Here is a 20,684-nt window from a genome sequence, read left to right on the forward strand (position 1 = left end):
CTGACGTTCGTGGCCTTCCTGTCCCTGGCAGGCCTCTATTCCTCGCTGCCGGTTTGGTTGGTGGGGACAGGATAGCTATCCCCATGTCTTCGATTGGGGGCCAGGCATCGCGGGATGCCTCCCCGCCTTAAATCTCACGGCAGATACCGGCGGGCATCCTGGCCGCCATGAGATCTATGGCCCCTGGTATCCTGGCGAACACCACACAGGGACCTTCCGAACCCCTTCGGAGACGAGCAGTTTGCGAAAACCGGGAGCGCAGTTGAAAACTAGTCGTCTCGCCCCGAGATGAACGCCTCGAACTGCTCCTGCCAATCGGGATGCCAACGCGAGAGAGCTGGGCGATTCTCGATCAGGTCACCCATCGCCCAGGACATGCGCTTCTCGTCCAACGCTCGCGCCACGTCATTGTCGGGGCAGAGGATGTAGAAGTCGCCCCGCCCGAGACTCTCCAACATGAACTCGACCACCTGCTCGGCGGTCCAGGCCGCCGGCGGCTTCTCATTGAGCCCACCCCCGCCAGTCAGGCCTGTGAAGGTGAAGCCGGGAATGAGAAGGTGCGCGCTGATCCTGCCGCCTACGGTGTTCCGCAATTCGTGCTGCAGGGCCTCCGTGTAGGTTTTCAGGGCGGCCTTCGAAACATTGTAGGCGGGATTGCCCGGCGGGGTGGTGATGCCTTGCTTGGATCCTGTGGCGATCACGTACGCCGGACGGCCGCCCTCGACCATCGCCGGCAAGAACGCCTGAGCACCGTTGATCACGCCCCAGAGGTTGACCTCCATCAAGGCCCGCCAGGCGTCGAGGTTCTGCCAGGTCCCCCCCGGATTGGCGCCGATCCCGGCATTCAGCATCAGGACGCCCACATGGCCGAACTGACTGTGCGTCAGGTCACGCAGCCGCTCCAGGTCGGAAGGCTTCGACACATCGGTCGGCACGGCGGCGACGCGGCCGCCGGCATCGCGGATCGCGATCTCTGCGGCGCGCAGTTTTTCGCCTGACAAGTCGGCCAGGACGACGGGCATTCGGAGCGCTGCGAACCGCCGCGCGGCGGCCAGCCCGATGCCGCTCGCCGCGCCGGTGATCACGGCTGCCCCGCCGTCCGAGATGGGTGGAAGGTTCAGGTCAATTTGGCTCATGAGTTGCAGATTAGCGCGAGGGCGGCCGGACTGCGCCCGTCAATGCGCCTTGCCATCAAATTCGGTGATGGTGTGGACGGCGCTCGCGAGCGCCGTTGAGCAGCCGGAGCCGAAACGTTACGTATTTCCATGGCTCCCCTCGTGCACACGTCGCCGGACAGGTTTCAGTTGCAGGCGGACGGCGCTCAGCTGTTTCCCGCCGCCCTGGACGAGGCGGCGCTCGCCACCCTCCGCGCGATCCTCGCGGACCAGCCGGCGGATCTGGCGGGCGTGAGGCTGTTCGAGGTCGAGGGGCTTCGGCCCTTCCTGGATCCGAGCGGTCCTGTCGGCGCGATCGCCACCTCCACAATGGCGGGGCCGCCGCAGCCGGTCCGGGCGATCCTCTTCGACAAGACGCCAGCGACGAACTGGTCGCTGGCCTGGCGCCAGGACCGGGTTATCGCGGTGCGAGGGCGGGTGGACCTGGAAGGATTCGGCCCATGGACCCGCAAGCACGGCGCCCTGCACGTGGCGCCGCCCTTCGAAATCCTGTCGTCGATGACCACTCTTCGCGTCCATCTCGATCCCGTGCCGGAGTCCAACGCTCCGCTGCTGATTGCGCCGGGATCCCATCGGTTAGGGCGGATCGCGGAGACGGATGTTCCGGCCGCCGTCGAACGATGTGGGGTCGCCTGGTTCATCGCCGCCTGCGGCGACGTCTGGCTGTACGCCACGCCGATCGTCCACGCCTCCGAGCGCGCGTCGGAACCGATGCGCCGGCGCGTGCTCCAGGTCGACTACGCCTGCGGGAGCTTGCCCGGAGGGCTTGAGTGGCTCGGCGTGTAACTGCCGACCTCCGGGAAATTGGTGGGCGAGACGTGATGGGGGCTGGCATCGCGAAGATGCTTCCCCGCCTTAAATCTCACGGTAGATGCGAGCCCGCCGGTATCGGCAAGTCAAGGACGCGCCCTGCGGGCGCGCCGCGACGCGGCGGCGGCGTTCGCCGTCGTCCTTGAGTTGCCGATACCGGCGGGCATCATGGCCGCCATGAGATCTATGGCTCCTGGTGTCCCGACGGACACCAAGTCCACCGCCCGTCTGTGATTGTCCGACTGGGCGCCTGGAGCGGACCCTCGAGTGAGTCCGGAATCCGGACGTTCGGGGCAATCGACGACTCTCTTAGGAGCGGGGGTTTTCAGAGGGTCAACTTCACATGGTGATGGGAGGGCGCCATGCTCAAGTCGATGATCGGTGTTGCGGATGCCGTCGTTCCAACGCCTCTACGCCGCCAGGGGATCTCCATGAAGCTGCGCTTCAGGCGCTCGATGCTTGTCACCGTGGCGAGTGTGCTCCTGCCTGCTTTACCGGCCTCCGCGGCGGATGAGCTGACGAGCCGTGACGTTGTAGTCAGAGAGCGCGGAACGCTCGGCGGCCGCCATTACCCGGAGGTCGCACAGAAAGCGGGCGTCGAAGGAGCCGCGGAGGTCATCTGCCAGATCTCCGCCAAGCACACCCTGGAGGCCTGCCGCGTCATCTCGGAAACGCCACTAGACTGCCGCTTCGGAGACGCCATCGTAAGGTTCGCCAGCGACCTTGAACTAAACCCCCGCAAACGGTCCGGCCAGACAATCGTGGGGCGAGAGTTCAGGTTTAAGATGCGTTTTCAGCTACCGGCGGACCTGCCCGTCGGCGAAGGAAAAACCTGCGCCGAAGCGGCGGCCGAGCTCGCGGCAAAAACGCAGTAGAGGCTCTTGAGCCTTCCGATGACAGGATAACCTGTCGCCGAATTCCCGTCACCGCACCCACCGCCGTGCTGTCCACATCCACTATTGCGAATGACTGTCATTATCTCTAACCATCTCCGGTAGTTGAGACTGGCTCGCAAAAGTGGGGATATCATGGGCTTTGTCCGAACGATCGCATTGTGCAGCGCCGCGGCCATAGCCCTTTCGGCCACCGGCGCCCGAGCCGATGATGCGGTGGACGCCAGCACCTCGCGCGACGGCGACGAAAAAAACACCGTCATCGTCACCGCCGCCCGCAACGAGAAGTTCGCCGGCACAAAGACCGAAACGCCGCTAATCGAAACGCCACAGCCGATCACCGTCGTCACTGCGGACCAGTTCCTCTCGCAAGGCGCGGTCAACATCAGCGACACGGTTCGCTACACCGCCGGCATCACCGCCAATCCGTACGGCCGCGACACCCGCGTCGACAGCTTCGTCATCCGCGGCATCGACGCGCTGCAGTTTCGCGACGGCATGCGGGACATCTTCAGCTACTACGCCAGCATCACTTCCGACCCGTACAACTTCTCCCGGGTGGAGGTCGTGCGCGGCCCAGCTTCCGTGCTCTTCGGCCAAGGTTCGATCGGCGGCCTTGTCAACCTGGTGTCGAAAACCCCCGCCTTCGATACGCACGGCGAACTTAGCGCCACCTATGGCAGCCACGATCGCAAGGAGTTGATGGGCGACGTCAACCTGGCCCTGTCCGACACTTTAGCGATCCGCGCCGTTGGCCGCGTCCGCGACGCCGACACCTATGTCAAGCATGTCCCCGACGACCGCGTGATGTTCGCGCCCTCGCTCCGCTGGCGGCCGACGCCCGACACGGACGTGACCCTGCTGGGCCTCTATCAGGAGGATGACGGCGGCTCGACTCCGCAATTCCTGCCCATCATCGGAACCTTCCGGGACAATCCGAACAATCCTGAACAGCTCGACCGCTATCTCTTCATCGGCAAGCCCGGCTGGGACCGCTACGACGGCCGCACGCTCCAGGGCGGGGGCAGCGTTACGCATCGCTTCAGCGAGAACATCCAGCTCAGCGTCAAGGCGCGCTACATCGACAGCGACCTTTCCTATTTCACCCACTATCCCGACAGTTACTCCAACCCGACCAACCCCTATCTCGATCCGGCGGGGCGCACGATCGGCCTCTACAGCGAGGGCAGCATCGCGGGCACGAACGTCTTCTCGACCGACAACAATCTCCAGTTCAAGTTCGGAACCGGTTCAGCAGTCGAGCACACGCTGTTGGTTGGCGCCGACTATAGCTGGAACAAGGTCAAGAAGCGCGGAGGATTTGGCTATGAAGTGGTCGACATCTACAATATCGACTACGACGCACTAACGATCCCGACCATCAGCCCCAACTGGTCTACCGATACACAGAAGCAGCTGGGCTTCTACGTCCAGGACCAGATTCGCGTCTGGGACCGGGTCTCGGTCGTCCTGGGAGCTCGCCGCGATCGGGTGAGATCGCACTATTCCAACGGCGCCAACGCCACCGACGAGGCCACGACCTTCCGCGCCGGCATCATCGGCGAACTCGGCGCGGGCTTCTCTCCCTTCTTCAGCTACGCCGAATCCTTCCTGCCCATCACGCCCGCCGCGACCGACCTGATACGGCTGAAGCCACAGACCGGCGCGCAATACGAAGCCGGCGTCAAATGGCAGCCCGACGTCAACACGCTGGTCACCATCACCGCTTTCCGCATCAAGGAATCCGGTCGCCCGATCGACGGCCCGACGCCGGGCGTCCGCCTCCAGTCAGGCGAGCTCATCACCAAGGGCGTCGAGGTGGAGGCGAGCCGCACCCTGCCCGGCGATTTCGAGCTGCTGGCGAACTACGGCTATAACAAGCTCACATCCAGCGACAGCCCGTACTTCATCTACATGCCGCGGCACACCGCCTCGGCCTGGACGACCAAGACGTTCGGGATCGGCCAAGGCGCGCAACTGCGCCTCGGTGCGGGTGTCGTCCATACCGGCAAGCGCAGCTCCGTCGGCCCGGCCTGGACCATCGTCACGCCCAGCAACACCACCGTCGACGCCCTGGCGGAAGTCACCTGGGACAAGTGGCGCTTCACGGTCAATGCGACGAACCTGTTCAACGATAGCTACTACGCCTCCTGCCTCGACCGCGGCGACTGCTTCATGGGCGCCCCGCGCAACGTCATGGGCACGATCGGCTATCGGTTCTGATCTTTCCCCGGCCATCCTCGCCGGTCGTCCTCCGTCACCGGCGAATTCGGCGACAGCCCATGATCTGCGATCCGCCCCGACCGCCAGTGGCGGCTTGACAAATCAAAGCTTTTCGTTCTTGATTTGTTCGCTCATGACCGAGCCGACCACAGTCTCAATCCAGGCCGAAGACCAGGCGCCCGCCAGGGCCGCGGAGACGGCGCGCGCCCTGATCGAGCGGCAGCTGTGGGTTCTGGGGCGGTTGGCCGAGGCGGGGCTCAACGTCGCCCTGGCGATCGAGCGGCAGGCGATGGCGGCGGCGGACGAAGGATCGGGGCCGGAAGATTCGACGCCGGAGACGGTCCGGCCGCAGCCGGTTCAGGTGGTGCAGGGCGACCTCGCGCTCGCCTACGGGCGTGCAGCGCGGGCCGTGCGCCTGACGCTCGCCCTGCAGGCGAGGGTGATCAAGGACCTGCAGGCGCTGGACGAGTGCGAAGGCCGCCGTCAGTCCGGGGCGCGCGCCGCGCGCCAGCAGCTCGAGGCCGCGCGCAAGGCGCGGGTGGAGCGCATCGTCGAGCGGGTGATCAAGGCCGAGCTGGCGGACGCGGACGAGGTCGACCGGCTGGCCGACGAGGCCTATGAGCGCCTCGACGACGACGACATCTACGGCGACCTGATGGCGCGGCCGGTCAGCGAGACCATCGCCCGGATCTGCCGGGACCTGGGCCTCTCGCCCGACTGGAGCCGGCTGGCCGAGGAGGCCTGGGCGCAGGCGGAGATCGACGCCGGCGTGGCGGCCTCGCCGCTGATGGCGCTGACATGGGCGGACCCGCCGCCGCCCGCCGCGATCTGCGCCGCAGGTCCGGTCCGCAGGCCGCCCCCCAGGCCGCCTCGCCCGGACGCCGCCTCGCCCTGATCCCCGCCGACTACCCCCAAGGCCCGCGCCGGGCATCCGTCACCGGCACAGCCGTGCCATCCCCACGGCTCCGCCGCAGCGGCGCGCGCGCGGCCTCGCCGGCCATGCCCAGCAGGGCCTCGACGCGGTTCTCGGTGGCCGGGTGGGTGGAGAAGAGGTTGTCGCCGCCCTTGCCCGCCAGCGGGTTGATGATGAACATGTGGGCGGTGGCCGGGTGGGCCTCGGCGTCGGGGTTGTAGACGCCGCCGCGGGCGTAGGCGTCGATCTTGCGCAGGGCCGAGGCCAGGGCTTGGGGATCGCCGCTGATGGCGGCGCCTTCGCGGTCGGCCTCGTATTCGCGGCCGCGGCTGATGGCCATCTGCACCAGGGCGGCGGCCAGCGGGGCGAGGACGGCGACCAGGATGGCGCCCAGCATGCCGGCCGGTCGGCCGTTCTCGTCGCGGCCGCCGAAGAAGACCCCGAAGTTGGCCAGGGCCGAGACCGCGCCGGCGATGGTCGCGGTGACGGTCATGGTCAGGGTGTCGCGGTTCTTCACGTGCGCCAGCTCATGGGCCATGACGCCGCGGATCTCGCGCCGGTCGAGCATCGCCAAGAGGCCGCGGGTGGCGGCGACGGCGGCGTGGGCCGGGTCTCTGCCGGTGGCGAAGGCGTTGGGCTGGTCCTGGTCGATGATGAAGACCCGCGGCGGCGGCAGGCCGGCCCGCGTCGCCAGCTCGCGCACGTCGACGGCGTAGTTGCGAATCAGCGGGTCGGGGTCGTTCTCGTCCGCCGGCTGGGCCCGGTACATGGAGAGCACGATCTTGTCGGCGTTCCAGTAGCTGACCAGGTTCATGGCCGCCGCCAGGACGAAGGCGATCAGCATGCCGGTGGGCCCGCCGACCATATAGCCAGCGGCGACGAAGACGGCGGTCAGGGCCGCCAGCAGCATGAAGGTGCGAAGGTGGTTGCGCATGGTTCCGTGGGGGGTCTGTGTCCCGCTGGAAATATGGGGAGGCGCGGCGGCGCTTGAAGGGGCGTTGCGGCGCCTAGCGCGCCGACATCCGCCGGGCCAGGTCGATGAGCGGGTCGCGCACGGTGTCACGCTGGTCGGCGAGGCGGGCGTCCATAGCCTCGGCGTCCATCGGCCGGGCGAACCAGTAGCCCTGCATCCGGTTGCAGCCGGCGGCGCGCAGGATGATCGCCTGGGCCTCGTCCTCGACCCCTTCGGCGACCACCGAGACGCCCAGGGCGCGCGCGGCGTGCATCATCGAGGAGACCAGTTTGGAGACCCGCGGGTTGCGGGCGATGTCGGCGATCAGGCTGCGGTCCAGCTTCACCGTCTGGATCGGCAGGTTCATCAGGGCGCGCAGGTTGGAATAGCCGGTGCCGAAGTCGTCGAGGGCGATGTTCACCCCGCGGGCCGCCAGTCTTTCAATGTGCCGGCGCGCCAGCGCCATGTCCTGCAAGAGGAAGGTCTCGGTGATCTCGACGGTGAGCGCGGTCGGCGGCAGGTCGGTCATCGCCAGCCGGCCGATCAGCTTGCGCGAGAAGGCCGGGTCCATCAGATCCCGCGGCGAGACGTTGCAGGAGACGCTGGAGATCAGGCCCTCGGCCACCCAGGGGGCGGCCCGGGCGCAGGCGACCTCGAAGACGGCTTCGTCGATCCGGCCGATCAGGCCCAGCTCCTCGGCGATCGGGATGAAGGCCGCAGGCGCCAGCAGGCCCTCCTGCGGGTGACGCCAGCGGCACAGCACCTCGACGCCGACGGTGCGGCCGTCGGCGGAGTCCACCACCGGCTGGAACCAGGGCTCGATCTCGCCGGCGGGAATGGCGCGGCGCAGCTCCTGCTCGAGGGTGCGGCGCCGCTCGTTCTCGGCCTTCAGCTCGGTGTCGAAGGGCGACCACCGGCGGCCGCCCAGGTCCTTGGCGCGATGCAGCGCCCGGTCGGCGAAACATTGCAGGTCGGAGGCCTCGGCCGCGTCCGTCGGGCAGGCCGCGACGCCGACGCTGACGCCGGGCGCGAGCGCGCGGCCGTGGATCGAGAAGGGCTGGGAGAGCACCGCCAGCAGGCGTTCGGCGCGCCGCGCGATGTCGAGATCGGCGGTGATCAGGGCGAACTCGTCGGCCCCCAGCCGGCCCACCTGCTCGCCCAGCGCCGCATCGGCCTTGAGGCGCGCGCCCACCTCGGCCAGCAGCAGGTCCGCGCCGGTGTGGCCGAGGGTGTCGTTGACCTGTTTGAAGCGGTCCAGGTCGATGACGAACAGCGCCAGGGGCTCGCCGTCCGCCTTGGCCGCGGCGACCCTCTGGGCCAGGGCGGCGGTGAAGGCGCCGCGATTGAGCAGGCCGGTCAGACCGTCGGTGCGCACCCGGTCCAGCATCATCGCCCGCTCGGCTTCGAGCTCGGCGACGCGCGCGGCCAGGTCGTCGATGATGGTGGACTGCGACGGCACGACGGGTACGCAAGGGCCTCGGTGGGACAAGCCCGCACCTTCGCCCCGTGAGGCGAATCCCCGGTAAAGGGAAATGGCTAAGCCGCGTTAGCCCTGTTGCAGCGCCCTACGCCGCGCCTCCCCTACACTGCGCCCCCCTACACCGGGACTGGGACCGGCTCCGGCTCCTCGATCTGGTTCTCCCAGCGCGCCACCACGGCGGCGGCCACCGTGTTGCCGACCACATTGGTCGCCGAACGGCCCATGTCGAGCAGGTGGTCGACCGCCAGGATCAGCAGCAGGCCCGCCTCGGGAAGCTTGAAGTAGGCGAGGGTGGCGGCGATCACCACCAGCGAGGCGCGCGGCACGCCGGCCATCCCCTTCGACGTCACCATCAGCAGGAACAGCATGGTGAGCTGCTGGCCGACCGACATCGACACCCCATAGGCCTGGGCGATGAACAGGGTGGCGAAGGTGCAGTACATCATCGACCCGTCCAGATTGAACGAGTAGCCGAGGGGCAGGACGAAGCTCGCCACCCGTTTCGAGACGCCCCAGCGCTGCAGCTCCTGCAGGGTGCGCGGATAGGCGGCCTCCGACGAGGCGGTCGAAAAGGCCAGCAGGGCGGGGCCGCGGATCCCGGCCACGAGGCTCAGCGCGCGGGGCCCCACCGCCAGCAACAGGGCGCCGATCAGGACCGCCCAGAGAAGGCCCAGCGACAGGTAGAAGCCGCCGACGAAGCGGGCGTAGGCGCCCAGCACCTCGATCCCCTGCGTCGCGATGGTGGCGGCCAAGGCCGCGAAGATGGCCAGCGGCGCGGTGCGCATCACATAGCCCGTCACCTTCAGCATGATGGCCGCGATCTGCTCGACCAGGGCCAGGACCGCCGGCGCGCGGTCGTCGATGGCCGCCACGGCGGTGCCGACGAAGACCGAGAAGACGACGATCTGCAGGATCTCGTTGTTGGCCATGGCCTCGACGATGGAGGCGGGGACCACGTGGGTGATGAAGCCCTTCAGGGTGAACTTCGAGACGTCCACCGTGGCGGCGGCCTGGCCGGCGTCCGGAATGGCCAGGTGCAGGCCCACGCCGGGTTGCAGCAGGTGGACCATGATCAGGCCGATGGTCAGGGAGACGATCGAGGCGCAGATGAACCAGCCCAGCGCCTTGACCCCGACCCGGCCCACGGCTCCTGCGTCTTCCATGTGCGCGATGCCGGCCACCAGGGTGGAGAAGACCAGCGGGGCGATGATCATCTTGATCAGCCGTAGGAAGACGTCGGTGATGATCGACAGGTTCTCGGCCCAGGTCTTGGCCTGGGCCGGGCTCGACCACTCATGGATGCCCCAGCCGGCGACAACGCCCAGCACCATGGCGGCCACCACGAGGGTGGTGAAGAGGCGGTTCATCGTGGGATCCCCCGTCGACCCCTCCGACGTAGGAGGAGCTCGATCCCGTTCTTGTCCCAGCGTCTCGTCGCGTCCGCAAGCCGCAGGTATAAGACCACATGAGCGCAAAGACCGACGCCGCCCGAATTGTAGACCAGCTTGAGCATGAGTACGGCGCCAGCGTGGCCGCCCTGCGCGCCGCGCTGCGCACCTTCCTCGACGGCGGGCCGCCGCCGACCGCCGACAGCCGCCGCAACGGGACCTTCGCCTATCCGGAGCTGCGGCTGACCTGGCCGGCGGGCCAGGCCTTCCCGCGGATCAGCCGCGCCTTCGCCCGCATCGCCGCCCCCGGCCGGTACGCGGTGACGGTGACCCGCCCGGACCTGTTCCGCCCCTACCTGATCGAACAGCTGTCGCTGCTGCTGCAGGATTTCGAGATCGAGCTGGAGGTCGGCCGCTCGACGCAGGAGATCCCCTTCCCCTATGTGTTGGAAGGCAGCGCCGACCAGGCGCTGGCGGAATACGGCTCGGCCGAGATCGCCCGCTACTTCCCGACCACCGAGCTCGCCAACATCGGCGACGAGGTCGCGGACGGCGCCCTGCTGGCCGCGCCCGACGCGCCCCGGCCGCTGGCCCTGTTCGACGGCCTGCGCACCGACTTCTCGCTGGCCAGGCTCGCGCACTACACCGGCACGCCCGCCGAGCACGTCCAGCAGTATGTGCTGTTCACCAACTACCACCGCTACGTCGACGAGTTCGTCCGCTGGGCCTGCGCCCAGCTGAAGACGGGCGGCCCCTACCAGGCGCTCTCGGCCGCCGGCCAGGTGATGGTCACCGCCGAGACCCCGGATCCGGAGGCGATGGTCGCGGCGGCGCCCTGGCGCAAGCACCAGATGCCCGCCTACCACCTGATGGCCGAGGGCCGCGCGGGCGTGACCCTGGTCAACATCGGCGTGGGGCCGTCGAACGCCAAGACCATCTGCGACCATCTGGCGGTGCTGCGGCCCCAGGCCTGGCTGATGATCGGCCACTGCGGCGGCCTGCGCGGCTCCCAGACCATCGGCGACTATGTGCTGGCCCATGCCTACCTGCGCGACGACCATGTGCTGGACGGGCTGCTGCCGCCGGAGATCCCGATCCCGGCGATCGCCGAGGTCCAGGTGGCGCTGAACCGCGCCGCCGAGATCGTCACCGGCGAGGAGGGCGAGATCCTCAAGCGCCGCCTGCGCACCGGCACAGTGATCACCACCGACGACCGGAACTGGGAGCTGCGCTATTCGAAGAGCGCCCTGCGCTTCAACCAGAGCCGGGCGGTGGCCATCGACATGGAGTCCGCCACCATCGCCGCCCAGGGCTTCCGCTTCCGCGTCCCCTACGGGACCCTGCTCTGCGTCTCCGACAAGCCGCTGCACGGCGAGATCAAGCTGCCGGGCCAGGCCAACGCCTTCTACGAGCGCGCCATCGGCCAGCATCTGCAGATCGGCCTGGCCAGTCTCGACCTGCTGCGCGAGGAGGGCGCGCGGCTGCATTCGCGCAAGCTGCGCAGCTTTGACGAGCCGCCGTTCAGGTAGGATCAGGCCGCGGACGGCAGGGCGGTCGCGGGCAGCGTCGCGTTGATCGTGCAGACCAGGCCCTCGGACCGGAAGTCGAGCTGGGATCTGGCGCGGATCTCTCCGGCCAGCGCGCGCTCGATCAGGCGCAGCCCGAAGCCCCGGCGCCCGGGCCGCGCGACGGCCGGCCCGCCGCGCTCCGTCCAGTTGAGCTGGAAGGCGCCGGTCTGCGGCTCGCAGGTCCAGCGGATCTCCACCCGTCCGGCCTCCGTCGAAAGCGCGCCGTGCTTCGCCGCATTGGTCACCAGCTCGTGCAGCGCCATGGCCAGGCCGAGCGCGCTCTCCGACTTCAGCCAGACCGACGGACCGTGCGCTTCGATGGCGGTCCGCTCGGCGGCCTTGAACGGACGCGAGGCGCGCTCGACGAGCTCGCCGACGCTGGCGCCTTCCCAGCTCCGCTGGGTCAACAGGTTGTGGGCGTCCGAGAGGTTGAGCAGGCGGGCCTCGAAGTTCTGGAACACCTCGCCGGGGTCCGCGCCGCTGCGCAGCGTCTGGGCGGCGATCGACTGGACGGTCGCCAGGGTGTTCTTCACCCGGTGGTTCAGCTCGTTGATCAGCACCTGCTGCTGCTGTTCGTGACGCTGCTGCGCGCTGACCTCGATGTTGACGCCGAACCAGCGGGTGACCTGGCCGACCGAGTTGCGGATCGGCACGACCCGGGTGAGGAAGGGTCGAAAGACCCCATCGACGCCCTTCAGCGGGAAGGTCATTTCAAAGGGCTCGCCGGTCTCCAGCGAGCGCGCCCAGCGCGCCTGAACCGACGGCAGGAAGGCGGGGTCGTGGACCTCCGCCCACCGCCACCCTTCGGGGCGTGTGGCCGAGCTGCCAGTGTAGTCGTGCCAGCGCTGATTATACCAGTAGATGTGGCCGTCCGGCCGGGCCATCCAGCAGAGGGTCGGGATGTTGTCGGCCAGCGCCCGGAATTCGTCCGCCAGCCGCTGCGCCTCCTGCTGGGCGCGGCGTTCGGCGTCGATATCGACAATGGCGATGACCCCGCCGGTCACCTCTCCGTGCGCATCGCGGATCGGGCGGCCCATGATGCGGATCCAGATCCGCGCCCCGTCGCCGCGCTGGTAGTGCGCTTCCAGCTCGGGCGCTTCGGCGTTCTCCAGCATGATGCGCGCCAGCGGGTACTCGGAGACCGCCACCCGCGATCCATCGGCGTGGTAGCAGACCCACTCCGCATAGGCATGGATGTCGGGCGAGTTGAGCACCGGGCGCTGAACCATCCGCTCCATGTAGCGGCTGCCGTCAAGGATGCGGCCCGAGGGCAGGTCGTAGAGGGCGATGCCGACGGGCACTGTGTCCATGATGGCGCGCAGTTGGGCCTCGCGGGCGGCGTGCGCCCCCCGCTCGGTGGTGAGCCGATGGGTCAGCCAGATCAGCATGGCGCAGACACAGGCGAAGAAGGCCATCGCCGTCATCGTGCCCGGCGTGACCGCCACGGCGCCCGGCGTGAGGATCAAGAACCAGGCGGCCAGGCCGGACAGGACGGCGACAACGATCGCCGGCGCGGCCCCAGCCCAGAAGGCGGCGGCCATGACGGCCGGGAAGAAGGTGACGAAGGGAACACCCGGCGGCATCACGTCGCTGACCAAGAGGCGCAGGCTGAGACTCGCCAGGAAGGCCGCCAGGGCGCCGGTCCATCGAACCAGCGGTCCGCGCGTGGCGCCCGGGAGGAGCTGCTTCAGGATCGGCCCCGGTTTGGTGGGGCGGGGAGGGCTCTTCGCAGTCACGAGCGCCGCGCCTGTCTTTGGCTGGTCGGAAGTCGAAAAGATCACGAGGCCTGCTGCGCCGCAATCTGCGGGCGCTTAAATCCTACGATCCCGTAAAACGCGAATACTTTGTACATCGCCGTTCGCCTCAGCGCATCTACCGCAACCGACGGTCGAGGGCGTCGGCGATCGCTGTCATGCCTTCCAGGTTCGGATGGTAGAACATCCCCTTCACGGGTGCGCCGGGCCGGGGGTAGCCGTTCGTCCAGGCGTCCTTGGCGCAGGCGTCGTGACCCTTGGAGAGCGTCGCGGCGGCGATCCGTTCGGCTCCGCCGGCCTTCGCCGCCCGCGCAGTGATCTGCGACAGGCGCCGGGCCACCTGGCGGGCCGCGTCGGCCTGAGCCTCGGTGAGCGGCGTGGCTTTGCAGGTCCCGTCCGGCGGCAGCACCGTGAGATATTCCACGAAGACCAGCTGGGCGTCAGGGGCGCGGCGCCGAACCTCGGCGGCGATGCGACCCATGTTCGCCTCGACGTCCGTGAAGGCCTGTTCCGTGGGAGCCGGGACCGTCGGACATTTTACGGCGGCGCCCACGGCGAGGCTCCGGCACGAGGCGGCCATCAGGCCTCCGATATAGCCGAGGTCGTTGCCGCCGATGGTGACCGTCACCAGGCGGGTGTCGCCGTCGACGGCGTCGAGCTGCGACGGAAGGTCGCCCCAGGGACCCAGCAGATTGGCGGTGGTGGCGCCGCTGCAGCTGACGTCGGTCAGCGCCAGGCCGCGGCGGCGCGCCAGCTGATGGGCGTAGTTGTCGGCCGAGCGCTGGCAGCGGTTCGCCGGCGCATCCGCCGAGGAGGTGACCCCGGGGCCGGCGGCGTAGGAGCTGCCCATGGCGACATATTTCGCGCTCCGCGGCAGGGGATCGGCGCGCGCCGGTCCGCCGGCGTGGGCGAGGGCGGCGAGCCCCAGCAGCACGGGGATCGACGGGCCGAAGCGAAGCGAGCGAGCGAAGGTCATGGGATATCCGGTCAGCTGCGAAGGGTGGTCTCGACGCGCCGGTCGGGGATCAGCCAGAGGACGGCGCCGGCAGCGTAGATCAGGTTGGCCGCCAAGGGGCTCACGAAGGCCAGCGCCATGCCGCTCAGGTAGAGGGGGGGCGAAAGCTTGCCCTTGAGGTCGCGGCCGAGCGCTTGGCGAAGCGGCGATTCCGCCCCCTGGGTGCGGACGATCACCAGCTGCATGATGAACCAGGCGACGGCCGCCATCAGCAGGGAGGCGCCGTAGAGGGCGGTGGGCGCGGCGGCGAAATGGTTCTCGCCCGTCCAGGCGGTGGCGAACGGGATCAGCGACAGCCAGAACAGCAAGTGCATGTTGGCCCACAACACCGCCCCGTCCACCGTCTTGACCAGCTGGAAGAAGTGGTGGTGGTTGTTCCAGTAGATGCCGATGTAGACGAAGCTCAGCACATAGCTGAGGAAGACTGGCCAAAGCTCGGCCAGAGCGTGCAGCGTCGCCCCGTGCGGCGGCTTGAGCTCCAGCACCATGATGGTGATGATGATGGCGAGCACGCCGTCGGTGAAGGCCGTCAGCCGGTCCCGATTCATCACACCCCCCTGCGCCAAGTCCCGAAACCCTCGTTAGACGGCGGCTCGACGCCGGTCTAGGGCCGCGGGGGCGCGGGCCTGTCTCGATTTCCGCCTGCGCCGACGCTAGGGTCGGGCCATGACGCGGCACTTCGACTTCGACGGCATCCACAATTTCCGGGATTTCGGCGGCTATGCGACGGCCAGCGGGCGGGCGCTGAAGCGCGGGCGGCTCTATCGCTCGGCCAATCATCACTGGGCCAGCGACGCGGACCTTGCGCGCCTGCGCGAGCTGGGCCTCGCCGTCATCGTCGACCTGCGCCAGCCGAACGAGCGCCAGCGCGAGCCGTCGCGGCGCTGGGAGGACTTCGCCTGCCGGGTGGTCGAGAACGACCTCGCCGAGGAGCATCTGGATTTCGAGGCGCTGGTGCGGGAAGCGGACCTCTCGGCCGAATGGTTCTTCGCCCATGCCGCCGACTTCTACGCCCGCGCGCCCTACGAGCCGCGGCACGTGGATCTCTTCCGGCGCTACTTTCAGGCCCTGGCCGAGGCGGACGGGGCGGTGCTGGTGCACTGCGCGGCGGGCAAGGACCGCACCGGTCTGATCTGCGCGCTCACCCACCATGTGGCCGGCGTGCACCGGGACGACATTCTGCAGGACTATCTGCTGACCAACGACGAGGCGCGGCTCACGGCGAAGATGCAGTTCCTTGGGTCCTGGCTGGAATCCACCATCGGACGCCGGCCGACGGACGAGGCGCTGCGCGTCGCGGTCTCGGTGCATCCGGACTATCTGGAGCGTGCGCTCGGGGTGATCGCCGAGCGCGACGGCTCGATCGAGGGCTACCTGGCTCAGACCCTGGGGCTCGACGCCCCCCTGCGCGAGCGCCTGCACGAACGGCTTCTGGCCTAGGGCCGGACGCCAGACGCGATACGCCCGCCGCGATTCCGCCAATCGCGACGGGCGCCTCAGGGACAGACCTCTCGGAGAAGCCTGAGGCTAGGATTGCGCCGGGGCGTCCTTGGCGCCTAATCACCAGCACGTGTTTCACGGAGTGATGATGCCGAGCTTCCACCGCCGCGGTCGAACGGCGCCTGGCGGCGTGACGCGGGTCGCCCGGTGATCCCGCCAGACGACCGCGGCTTCACCCTGGGCGACGGCCTGTTCGAGACCGTGCTGGCGCAGGACGGCGCCCTGGTGCGGCTCGAGGCCCATCTCGATCGCCTGGCGTCGGGCTGTGCGACCCTCGGCCTGCCGGCGCCGGACCCGGCGGAGGCCAGGCGGCGGATGCGCCAGGCCCTGGCCGAGGCGAAGCTGCAGGGCGCGCGCGCCGCCGTGCGGTTGACCCTGACGGCCGGTTCCGGCGGCCGCGGGCTCGACCGGCCAGACGGGCTTCGGCCGCGGATGATCGCGACGGCCGCCGCCGCCCCGGTCGCCGCCACCCCGGCCCGACTGATCACCGCCGAGGTCCGCCGGAACGACCAGTCGCCGGCGACGCGGCTGAAGACCCTCAGCTATCTCGACAATGTTCTGGCCCGCGCCGAGGCGCGGCGCAGCGGGGCCGACGAGGCGGTGATGGTGAACACCCGCGGCGAGCTCGCCTGCGCGGCGGCGGCCAATCTCTTCTGGATCTCCGAGGGGCGGCTGTTCACGCCGGCCCTCGAGTGCGGCGCGCTGGCCGGCGTGACGCGGGCGCGGGTGCTGGCCTGTGCGGGCGAGCTGGGCGTGGCGGTCGGTGAGACGCGGGCCGGACCGCAAGCGCTGGCGACCGCCGAGGCGGTCTTCCTCACCAACGCCCTGATCGGCCTGCGGCCGGTCGCGGCGCTGGACGGCCGCAGCCTTTCGCCCCACGCCCTGGTCGCGGACCTCGCCCGCGCCCTTGACGCTCAGTAGACGCCCGCTGACTCCTCTTTGAGAGGAGTCTGGATGGTCATCTCATTTTAGATCGGAATGCGAACGACAAGACATCGCCAGAGGTGTCTCAGACGTCCTGAGTCGGGATTCTATAGTAAACGATGCGTACACCTTGACGTTTCACTCCGACTTAAGCGGGCGGGGCGAATTTGTACATGCATTCGGGGCGAGCAGGCCAATGGCTTGATCCCTCAACAGTCTGCTCGCAGCTAAAGGAGATCGAGCAATGTCGAAGTTCATGACCCGCTTCCTGACGGACGAATCCGGCGCCACGGCGATCGAATACGGCCTGATCGCCGCGCTCATCGCCGCCGTGCTCATCGGCACCCTGACCACCGTCGGGACCAGCCTGAACGCCAAGTTCAAGGACATCGAGGACGCTGTCAAAGCCGGCTAATCTCGCCGCACATTTGGCGACAGAGAGCCCCCGGAGCGCCGCTCCGGGGGCTTTTTTGCTGTCTGGCGCAACCGTCTGTTCACGGGCTGTCGCCATGCTGCAGGCTCCGGAGGCCCGATGATCCACGCTGTCCTGACCGTCGTCCTGATGATCTTTCCCGCCCTCGTCATCCTGGGCGGGGTTCGTGACCTGGTGAGCTATCGGATTCCCAACTGGATCTCGCTGGCGCTGATCGCCGGCTTTGCGCTCGCGGCGGGAACCGGCCTGGCGGCCGGCATGTCGCTGGGCGCCGTCGGCCTGAACCTGGCGGTGGGCGCGGGCGCCCTGGCGGTCGGCGTGGCCATGTTCGCCCTCGGTTGGATCGGCGGCGGCGACGCCAAGCTGTTCGCCGCTGCGGCGCTGTGGATCGGCTGGCCGTCGGTGGAGAGCTATCTGGCGGTCACGGCCCTGTCGGGCGGCGCGCTGTCGCTCCTGCTGCTCAGCCTGCGCGCGCCCGCGGCGCGGACGTTCGTGCTCGCCGGCCCGGCCTGGTTCGCCCGCCTCGCCGAGCCCGGCGAAAGCGTGCCCTACGGGGTGGCGATTGCGGTGGGCGCCCTGGCCGCCTTCCCCGCCTCGACCCTGGTGCAGGCGGCGACGGCTCACTAGTGTGAAGAGATCGGGACCGCGTCCTGCGCGCGGCCGTTCCCTGACGTTCCTCGCCTGAGAGACCGATGTCCGAAGTCATTCTCGCCGCGTCCGAAGGCGCCGTCGTTCCCCTTCACGCCGTCGCCGACCACGAGGCTCAGGCCTTCCTGGAGACCCAGCCGCCGTTCGTCCAGGCCATGGCGCGCTTCGCCGAATTCAAGGGCCGGGCCGGTCAGGTGCTCAGCGTTCCCGACGCCGAGGGCGTGCTGGAGCTCGTGCTGGTCGGCCTCGGCGGGGTTTGCGACCCGATGGCCTTCCGCGCCCTGCCGGCGAAGCTTGCGCCGGGGATCTATCGTCTCGCCCAGGCGCCGGCCGAGGTGGCTCGCGACCAGGCCGCGCTGGCCTTCGCGCTGGGGAGCTACCGGTTCGACCGTTACAAGAAGCCGGCCGGCGAACGACCTCGCCTCGTCGTCGAAGGCGTCGACCTCGAGGAGGTGCGTCAGGTGGCCCACGCCTGCGCGCTCGCCCGCGACATGATCAACACCCCGGCCAACGACCTGGGGCCGCTGCAGATCGAGACCATCGCCCGGGAGATCGCCGAGCAGTACGCCGCCCAGATCACGGTGATCGAGGGCGAGGGGCTGCTGGAGGCCAACTATCCTGCCGTTCATGCGGTCGGCCGGGCCGCCACGCCTGAGCGCGCGCCGCGGATGATCGAGATCGCCTGGGGCGAGGCCGGCCGGCCGCTGGTCGCGGTGATCGGCAAGGGCGTGGTGTTCGACACCGGCGGCCTCGACATCAAGCCCTCCTCCGGCATGCGGCTGATGAAGAAGGACATGGGCGGGGCGGCGCACGCCTTGGCGCTTGGCCGGATGATCATGGCTGCGCGCCTGCCGGTGCGTCTGGTCGTGCTCGTGCCTGTGGTCGAGAACGCCATCTCCGGCGACGCCATGCGGCCCGGCGACGTGATCGGTTCGCGCAAGGGCCTGTCGATCGAGATCGGCAACACGGACGCGGAAGGAAGGCTGATCCTGGCTGACGCCCTGACCCGCGCCGCCGAGTTGGAGCCGGCCCTGACGCTGGACCTCGCGACGCTGACCGGGGCGGCGCGCGCGGCGCTGGGCCCGCACCTCCCGCCCTTCTTCACCGACGACGAGGACCTCGCCGCCGCCATCGGCCGCCATGCCGACGCCGAGAACGACCCGCTGTGGCGCCTGCCGCTGTGGAAGGGCTACGCCGAGGCGCTCGACTCCGATATCGCCGACCTGAAGAACGATCCCGACGCCTGGGCCCAGGCGGGCGCGGTGACGGCGGCGCTCTTCCTGCAGCGCTTCGCGCCCGCCGGGCCCTGGGCGCACTTCGACATCTTCGGCTGGAATTCGAAGGGCTCGCCCGGCCGGCCCGCCGGGGGCGAGGCCCAGGCGATCCGCGCGCTCTACGCCATGGTTCGCGAGCGTTTCGCGTGAGCTTCGATCCGCGGGTCACACCGCTGCGGGACGGAATCGCCGCCCGCGGGCTGGAGGGCGTGCTCGCCGCCGAGGTCTATCTCGATCCGAAGCCGCTGCGCTGCATCGTCCCGGCCGCGGGGCTGTATCGCGCGCCCGACGCCGCGTCGGAGCAGATGGACCAGCTGCTGTTCGGCGAGGTCTTCGAGGCGATCGAAGAGGAGGGCGCCTTCCTCTGGGGCCAGGCGCGTCGCGACGGCTATGTAGGCTTCGTCGCGGCTGCGGCGCTGGCGCCGGCGGACCTCGTTCCGACCCACCGGATCTCGGCGATCCGCACCTACGCCTTCGCCGAACCCAGCATCAAGTCGAAGGCCGGCGGACCCTACTCGCTGAACGCGCTTGCGACCGTCGAGGCCGTCGAGGGCCGACTGGCGCGGGTCGCAGGCGCAGGCTGGATGGCCGTGGAGCACCTGGCGCCGATCGGCGTCTTCGCGCGCGATCCCGCGGGCGTGGCCGAGCGCTATCTCGGCGCCCCCTATCTGTGGGGCGGGCGCGAGAGCCTGGGGCTCGACTGCTCCGGGCTGGTGCAACAGGCGCTCCTGGCCTGCGGCCAGGCCTGTCCGCGCGACGCCGACATGCAAGCCGCCCTCGGCCGGCCGATCGACCGCAGCGCGTTCGCCCGCAACGACCTGGTCTTCTGGAGGGGCCATGTGGCGATCGGGCTGGACGCCCAGCGCATCCTGCACGCCAACGCCCACCATATGGCCGTGGCGGTCGAGTCGCTCGACAGGGCCATAGAACGCATAATGGCGGCGGGCTCTGGAGAGCCCACCGCCTTTCGCAGACCGTAGTCTAGAAGATCGCCTTACTTGGCGGCGGTCGCCTGAGCATTGCCGGCCGCGGCGACCTCGGCGGTGCCGGCGGCCGGAGCGGTCGCATTGCCCGCCGCAGCGGCCGTGGCGTTACCAGCCGCCGGAGCCGCCGCCGCCGGGTTCGGCGCCGGGATCGGCAGGGTCGAGCCCTTGGTGTGCAGGAAGGCGATGAGGTTGATCCGGTCTTCCTGTTTCTTCAGTCCGACGAAGGTCATCTTCGTGCCCGGGATATAGGCCTGCGGGTTCTTCACGAACTCGTAGACGTGCTCGTAATCCCAGATCGGCTGCTTGGCGGCGAAGGCTTCCATGGCCGGCGAATAGGCGAAGCCCGCTTCCGAGCCCGGCTTGCGGCCGACGACGGCCAACAGGTCCGGGCCGGTGCCGTTTGCAGTGAAGTTGTGGCAGGACTGGCACTTGGCGAAAACAGCCTCGCCGGCGGCCACGTCGGCCTTCGGCAGGACCGTGCCCCAGTCGGGCGGAACGTCGGCCGCGGCGGCTGCGCCGCCCGTCTCGGCCGCGACTTCGACGGCGTAGCCGGGCTTCTCGACCTTTTCGTCGGCGAAGATGCCGCTGGAGAGCTCGCGAAGGCCGAAGATGGCCAGACCCGTCGCCAGCACTGCGCCGGCGACCTTGTTGAAGGTAAGGTCGCTCATAGTCTTGTTTTCGTGCCCTCTCACGGCCGGCTTTACGCTCGGCGAAAGCGCGGGAATCCCGCCCCTTATTGCGCCCGGCT

Annotated in this window: 19 protein-coding genes; 11 read left to right on the plus strand and 8 right to left on the minus strand. The window is 69.1% G+C overall.

Annotated elements, in window-relative coordinates:
• Nucleotides 1-269: 269 nt before the first annotated feature.
• Entirely contained in the window at nucleotides 270-1,085 is an 816-nt protein-coding gene (locus ACSQ2B_RS18525; RefSeq protein WP_436052094.1) for an SDR family NAD(P)-dependent oxidoreductase, read from the minus strand.
• A 180-nt stretch (nucleotides 1,086-1,265) separates the two neighbouring features.
• Here ACSQ2B_RS18525 and ACSQ2B_RS18530 point away from each other — a divergent pair, with 180 nt between their 5' ends.
• The 4 genes from ACSQ2B_RS18530 (at nucleotide 1,266) to ACSQ2B_RS18545 (ending at nucleotide 5,996) form a co-directional block, all read left to right on the plus strand.
• The gene (locus tag ACSQ2B_RS18530) at nucleotides 1,266-1,961 is read left to right on the plus strand and encodes a phytanoyl-CoA dioxygenase family protein (protein WP_436052095.1); all 696 of its coding nucleotides are present in this window, start codon (nucleotides 1,266-1,268) and stop codon (nucleotides 1,959-1,961) included.
• A gap of 386 nt (nucleotides 1,962-2,347) precedes the next feature.
• Nucleotides 2,348-2,860 carry an energy transducer TonB gene (locus ACSQ2B_RS18535; protein ID WP_436052096.1) on the plus strand — a complete coding sequence of 171 codons (513 nt, stop codon included), beginning with the start codon at nucleotides 2,348-2,350 and terminating at the stop codon, nucleotides 2,858-2,860.
• A 153-nt stretch (nucleotides 2,861-3,013) separates the two neighbouring features.
• Nucleotides 3,014-5,101 carry a TonB-dependent siderophore receptor gene (locus ACSQ2B_RS18540; protein ID WP_436052097.1) on the plus strand — a complete coding sequence of 696 codons (2,088 nt, stop codon included), beginning with the start codon at nucleotides 3,014-3,016 and terminating at the stop codon, nucleotides 5,099-5,101.
• Between the two features lie 133 nt (nucleotides 5,102-5,234).
• Nucleotides 5,235-5,996 carry a hypothetical protein gene (locus ACSQ2B_RS18545; RefSeq protein WP_436052098.1) on the plus strand — a complete coding sequence of 254 codons (762 nt, stop codon included), beginning with the start codon at nucleotides 5,235-5,237 and terminating at the stop codon, nucleotides 5,994-5,996.
• A gap of 10 nt (nucleotides 5,997-6,006) precedes the next feature.
• On the opposite strand, the gene htpX is transcribed toward ACSQ2B_RS18545, so the two are convergent.
• The 3 genes from htpX to ACSQ2B_RS18560 form a co-directional block, all read right to left on the minus strand.
• A complete protein-coding gene (gene htpX / locus ACSQ2B_RS18550; RefSeq protein WP_436052100.1) occupies nucleotides 6,007-6,948 on the minus strand; it encodes a zinc metalloprotease HtpX in 942 nt (313 codons plus the stop codon).
• A 73-nt stretch (nucleotides 6,949-7,021) separates the two neighbouring features.
• Nucleotides 7,022-8,425 carry a putative bifunctional diguanylate cyclase/phosphodiesterase gene (locus ACSQ2B_RS18555; RefSeq protein ID WP_436052101.1) on the minus strand — a complete coding sequence of 468 codons (1,404 nt, stop codon included), beginning with the start codon at nucleotides 8,423-8,425 and terminating at the stop codon, nucleotides 7,022-7,024.
• 137 nt (nucleotides 8,426-8,562) lie between these two features.
• Nucleotides 8,563-9,813 (minus strand): dicarboxylate/amino acid:cation symporter, encoded by a 1,251-nt coding sequence (locus tag ACSQ2B_RS18560; RefSeq protein WP_436052103.1) that lies wholly within the window; start codon nucleotides 9,811-9,813, stop codon nucleotides 8,563-8,565.
• 98 nt (nucleotides 9,814-9,911) lie between these two features.
• On the opposite strand from ACSQ2B_RS18560, the gene ACSQ2B_RS18565 reads away from it, so the two are divergent.
• Nucleotides 9,912-11,363 carry an AMP nucleosidase gene (locus tag ACSQ2B_RS18565; protein WP_436052104.1) on the plus strand — a complete coding sequence of 484 codons (1,452 nt, stop codon included), beginning with the start codon at nucleotides 9,912-9,914 and terminating at the stop codon, nucleotides 11,361-11,363.
• Nucleotides 11,364-11,365: 2 nt separating this feature from the next.
• Here ACSQ2B_RS18565 and ACSQ2B_RS18570 read toward each other — a convergent pair whose 3' ends face one another.
• From ACSQ2B_RS18570 to ACSQ2B_RS18580, 3 genes are all read right to left on the minus strand, one after another.
• Nucleotides 11,366-13,138 carry an HWE histidine kinase domain-containing protein gene (locus tag ACSQ2B_RS18570; protein WP_436052105.1) on the minus strand — a complete coding sequence of 591 codons (1,773 nt, stop codon included), beginning with the start codon at nucleotides 13,136-13,138 and terminating at the stop codon, nucleotides 11,366-11,368.
• Nucleotides 13,139-13,274: 136 nt separating this feature from the next.
• Complete coding sequence (locus tag ACSQ2B_RS18575; RefSeq protein ID WP_436052107.1) at nucleotides 13,275-14,132, minus strand: SGNH/GDSL hydrolase family protein; 858 nt, start codon at nucleotides 14,130-14,132, stop codon at nucleotides 13,275-13,277.
• Nucleotides 14,133-14,143: 11 nt separating this feature from the next.
• Nucleotides 14,144-14,719, minus strand: a complete 576-nt coding sequence (locus ACSQ2B_RS18580; protein WP_436052108.1) for a TMEM175 family protein — start codon at nucleotides 14,717-14,719, stop codon at nucleotides 14,144-14,146.
• A 118-nt stretch (nucleotides 14,720-14,837) separates the two neighbouring features.
• Between ACSQ2B_RS18580 and ACSQ2B_RS18585 the strand changes: the two genes are divergently transcribed.
• From ACSQ2B_RS18585 to ACSQ2B_RS18610, 6 genes are all read left to right on the plus strand, one after another.
• Complete coding sequence (locus tag ACSQ2B_RS18585) at nucleotides 14,838-15,611, plus strand: tyrosine-protein phosphatase (protein ID WP_436052109.1); 774 nt, start codon at nucleotides 14,838-14,840, stop codon at nucleotides 15,609-15,611.
• Nucleotides 15,612-15,818: 207 nt separating this feature from the next.
• A complete protein-coding gene (locus tag ACSQ2B_RS18590; protein WP_436052110.1) occupies nucleotides 15,819-16,592 on the plus strand; it encodes an aminotransferase class IV in 774 nt (257 codons plus the stop codon).
• Between the two features lie 247 nt (nucleotides 16,593-16,839).
• On the plus strand, nucleotides 16,840-17,010 hold the full coding sequence (locus ACSQ2B_RS18595) for a Flp family type IVb pilin (RefSeq protein ID WP_436052111.1): 171 nt from the start codon (nucleotides 16,840-16,842) through the stop codon (nucleotides 17,008-17,010).
• 117 nt (nucleotides 17,011-17,127) lie between these two features.
• On the plus strand, nucleotides 17,128-17,655 hold the full coding sequence (locus tag ACSQ2B_RS18600; RefSeq protein ID WP_436052112.1) for an A24 family peptidase: 528 nt from the start codon (nucleotides 17,128-17,130) through the stop codon (nucleotides 17,653-17,655).
• 65 nt (nucleotides 17,656-17,720) lie between these two features.
• Nucleotides 17,721-19,100, plus strand: a complete 1,380-nt coding sequence (locus tag ACSQ2B_RS18605; protein ID WP_436052113.1) for a leucyl aminopeptidase family protein — start codon at nucleotides 17,721-17,723, stop codon at nucleotides 19,098-19,100.
• Complete coding sequence (locus tag ACSQ2B_RS18610; protein WP_436052115.1) at nucleotides 19,097-19,930, plus strand: NlpC/P60 family protein; 834 nt, start codon at nucleotides 19,097-19,099, stop codon at nucleotides 19,928-19,930. The genes ACSQ2B_RS18605 and ACSQ2B_RS18610 overlap by 4 nt, the downstream gene beginning before the upstream one ends.
• Nucleotides 19,931-19,944: 14 nt before the next feature.
• Here the strand turns inward: ACSQ2B_RS18610 and ACSQ2B_RS18615 are convergent, their stop codons facing one another.
• Complete coding sequence (locus ACSQ2B_RS18615; protein ID WP_436052116.1) at nucleotides 19,945-20,604, minus strand: c-type cytochrome; 660 nt, start codon at nucleotides 20,602-20,604, stop codon at nucleotides 19,945-19,947.
• Nucleotides 20,605-20,684 lie beyond the last annotated feature (80 nt).

The organism is Phenylobacterium sp. LjRoot225, assembly GCF_964252855.1.
Taxonomy (GTDB): domain Bacteria; phylum Pseudomonadota; class Alphaproteobacteria; order Caulobacterales; family Caulobacteraceae; genus Phenylobacterium.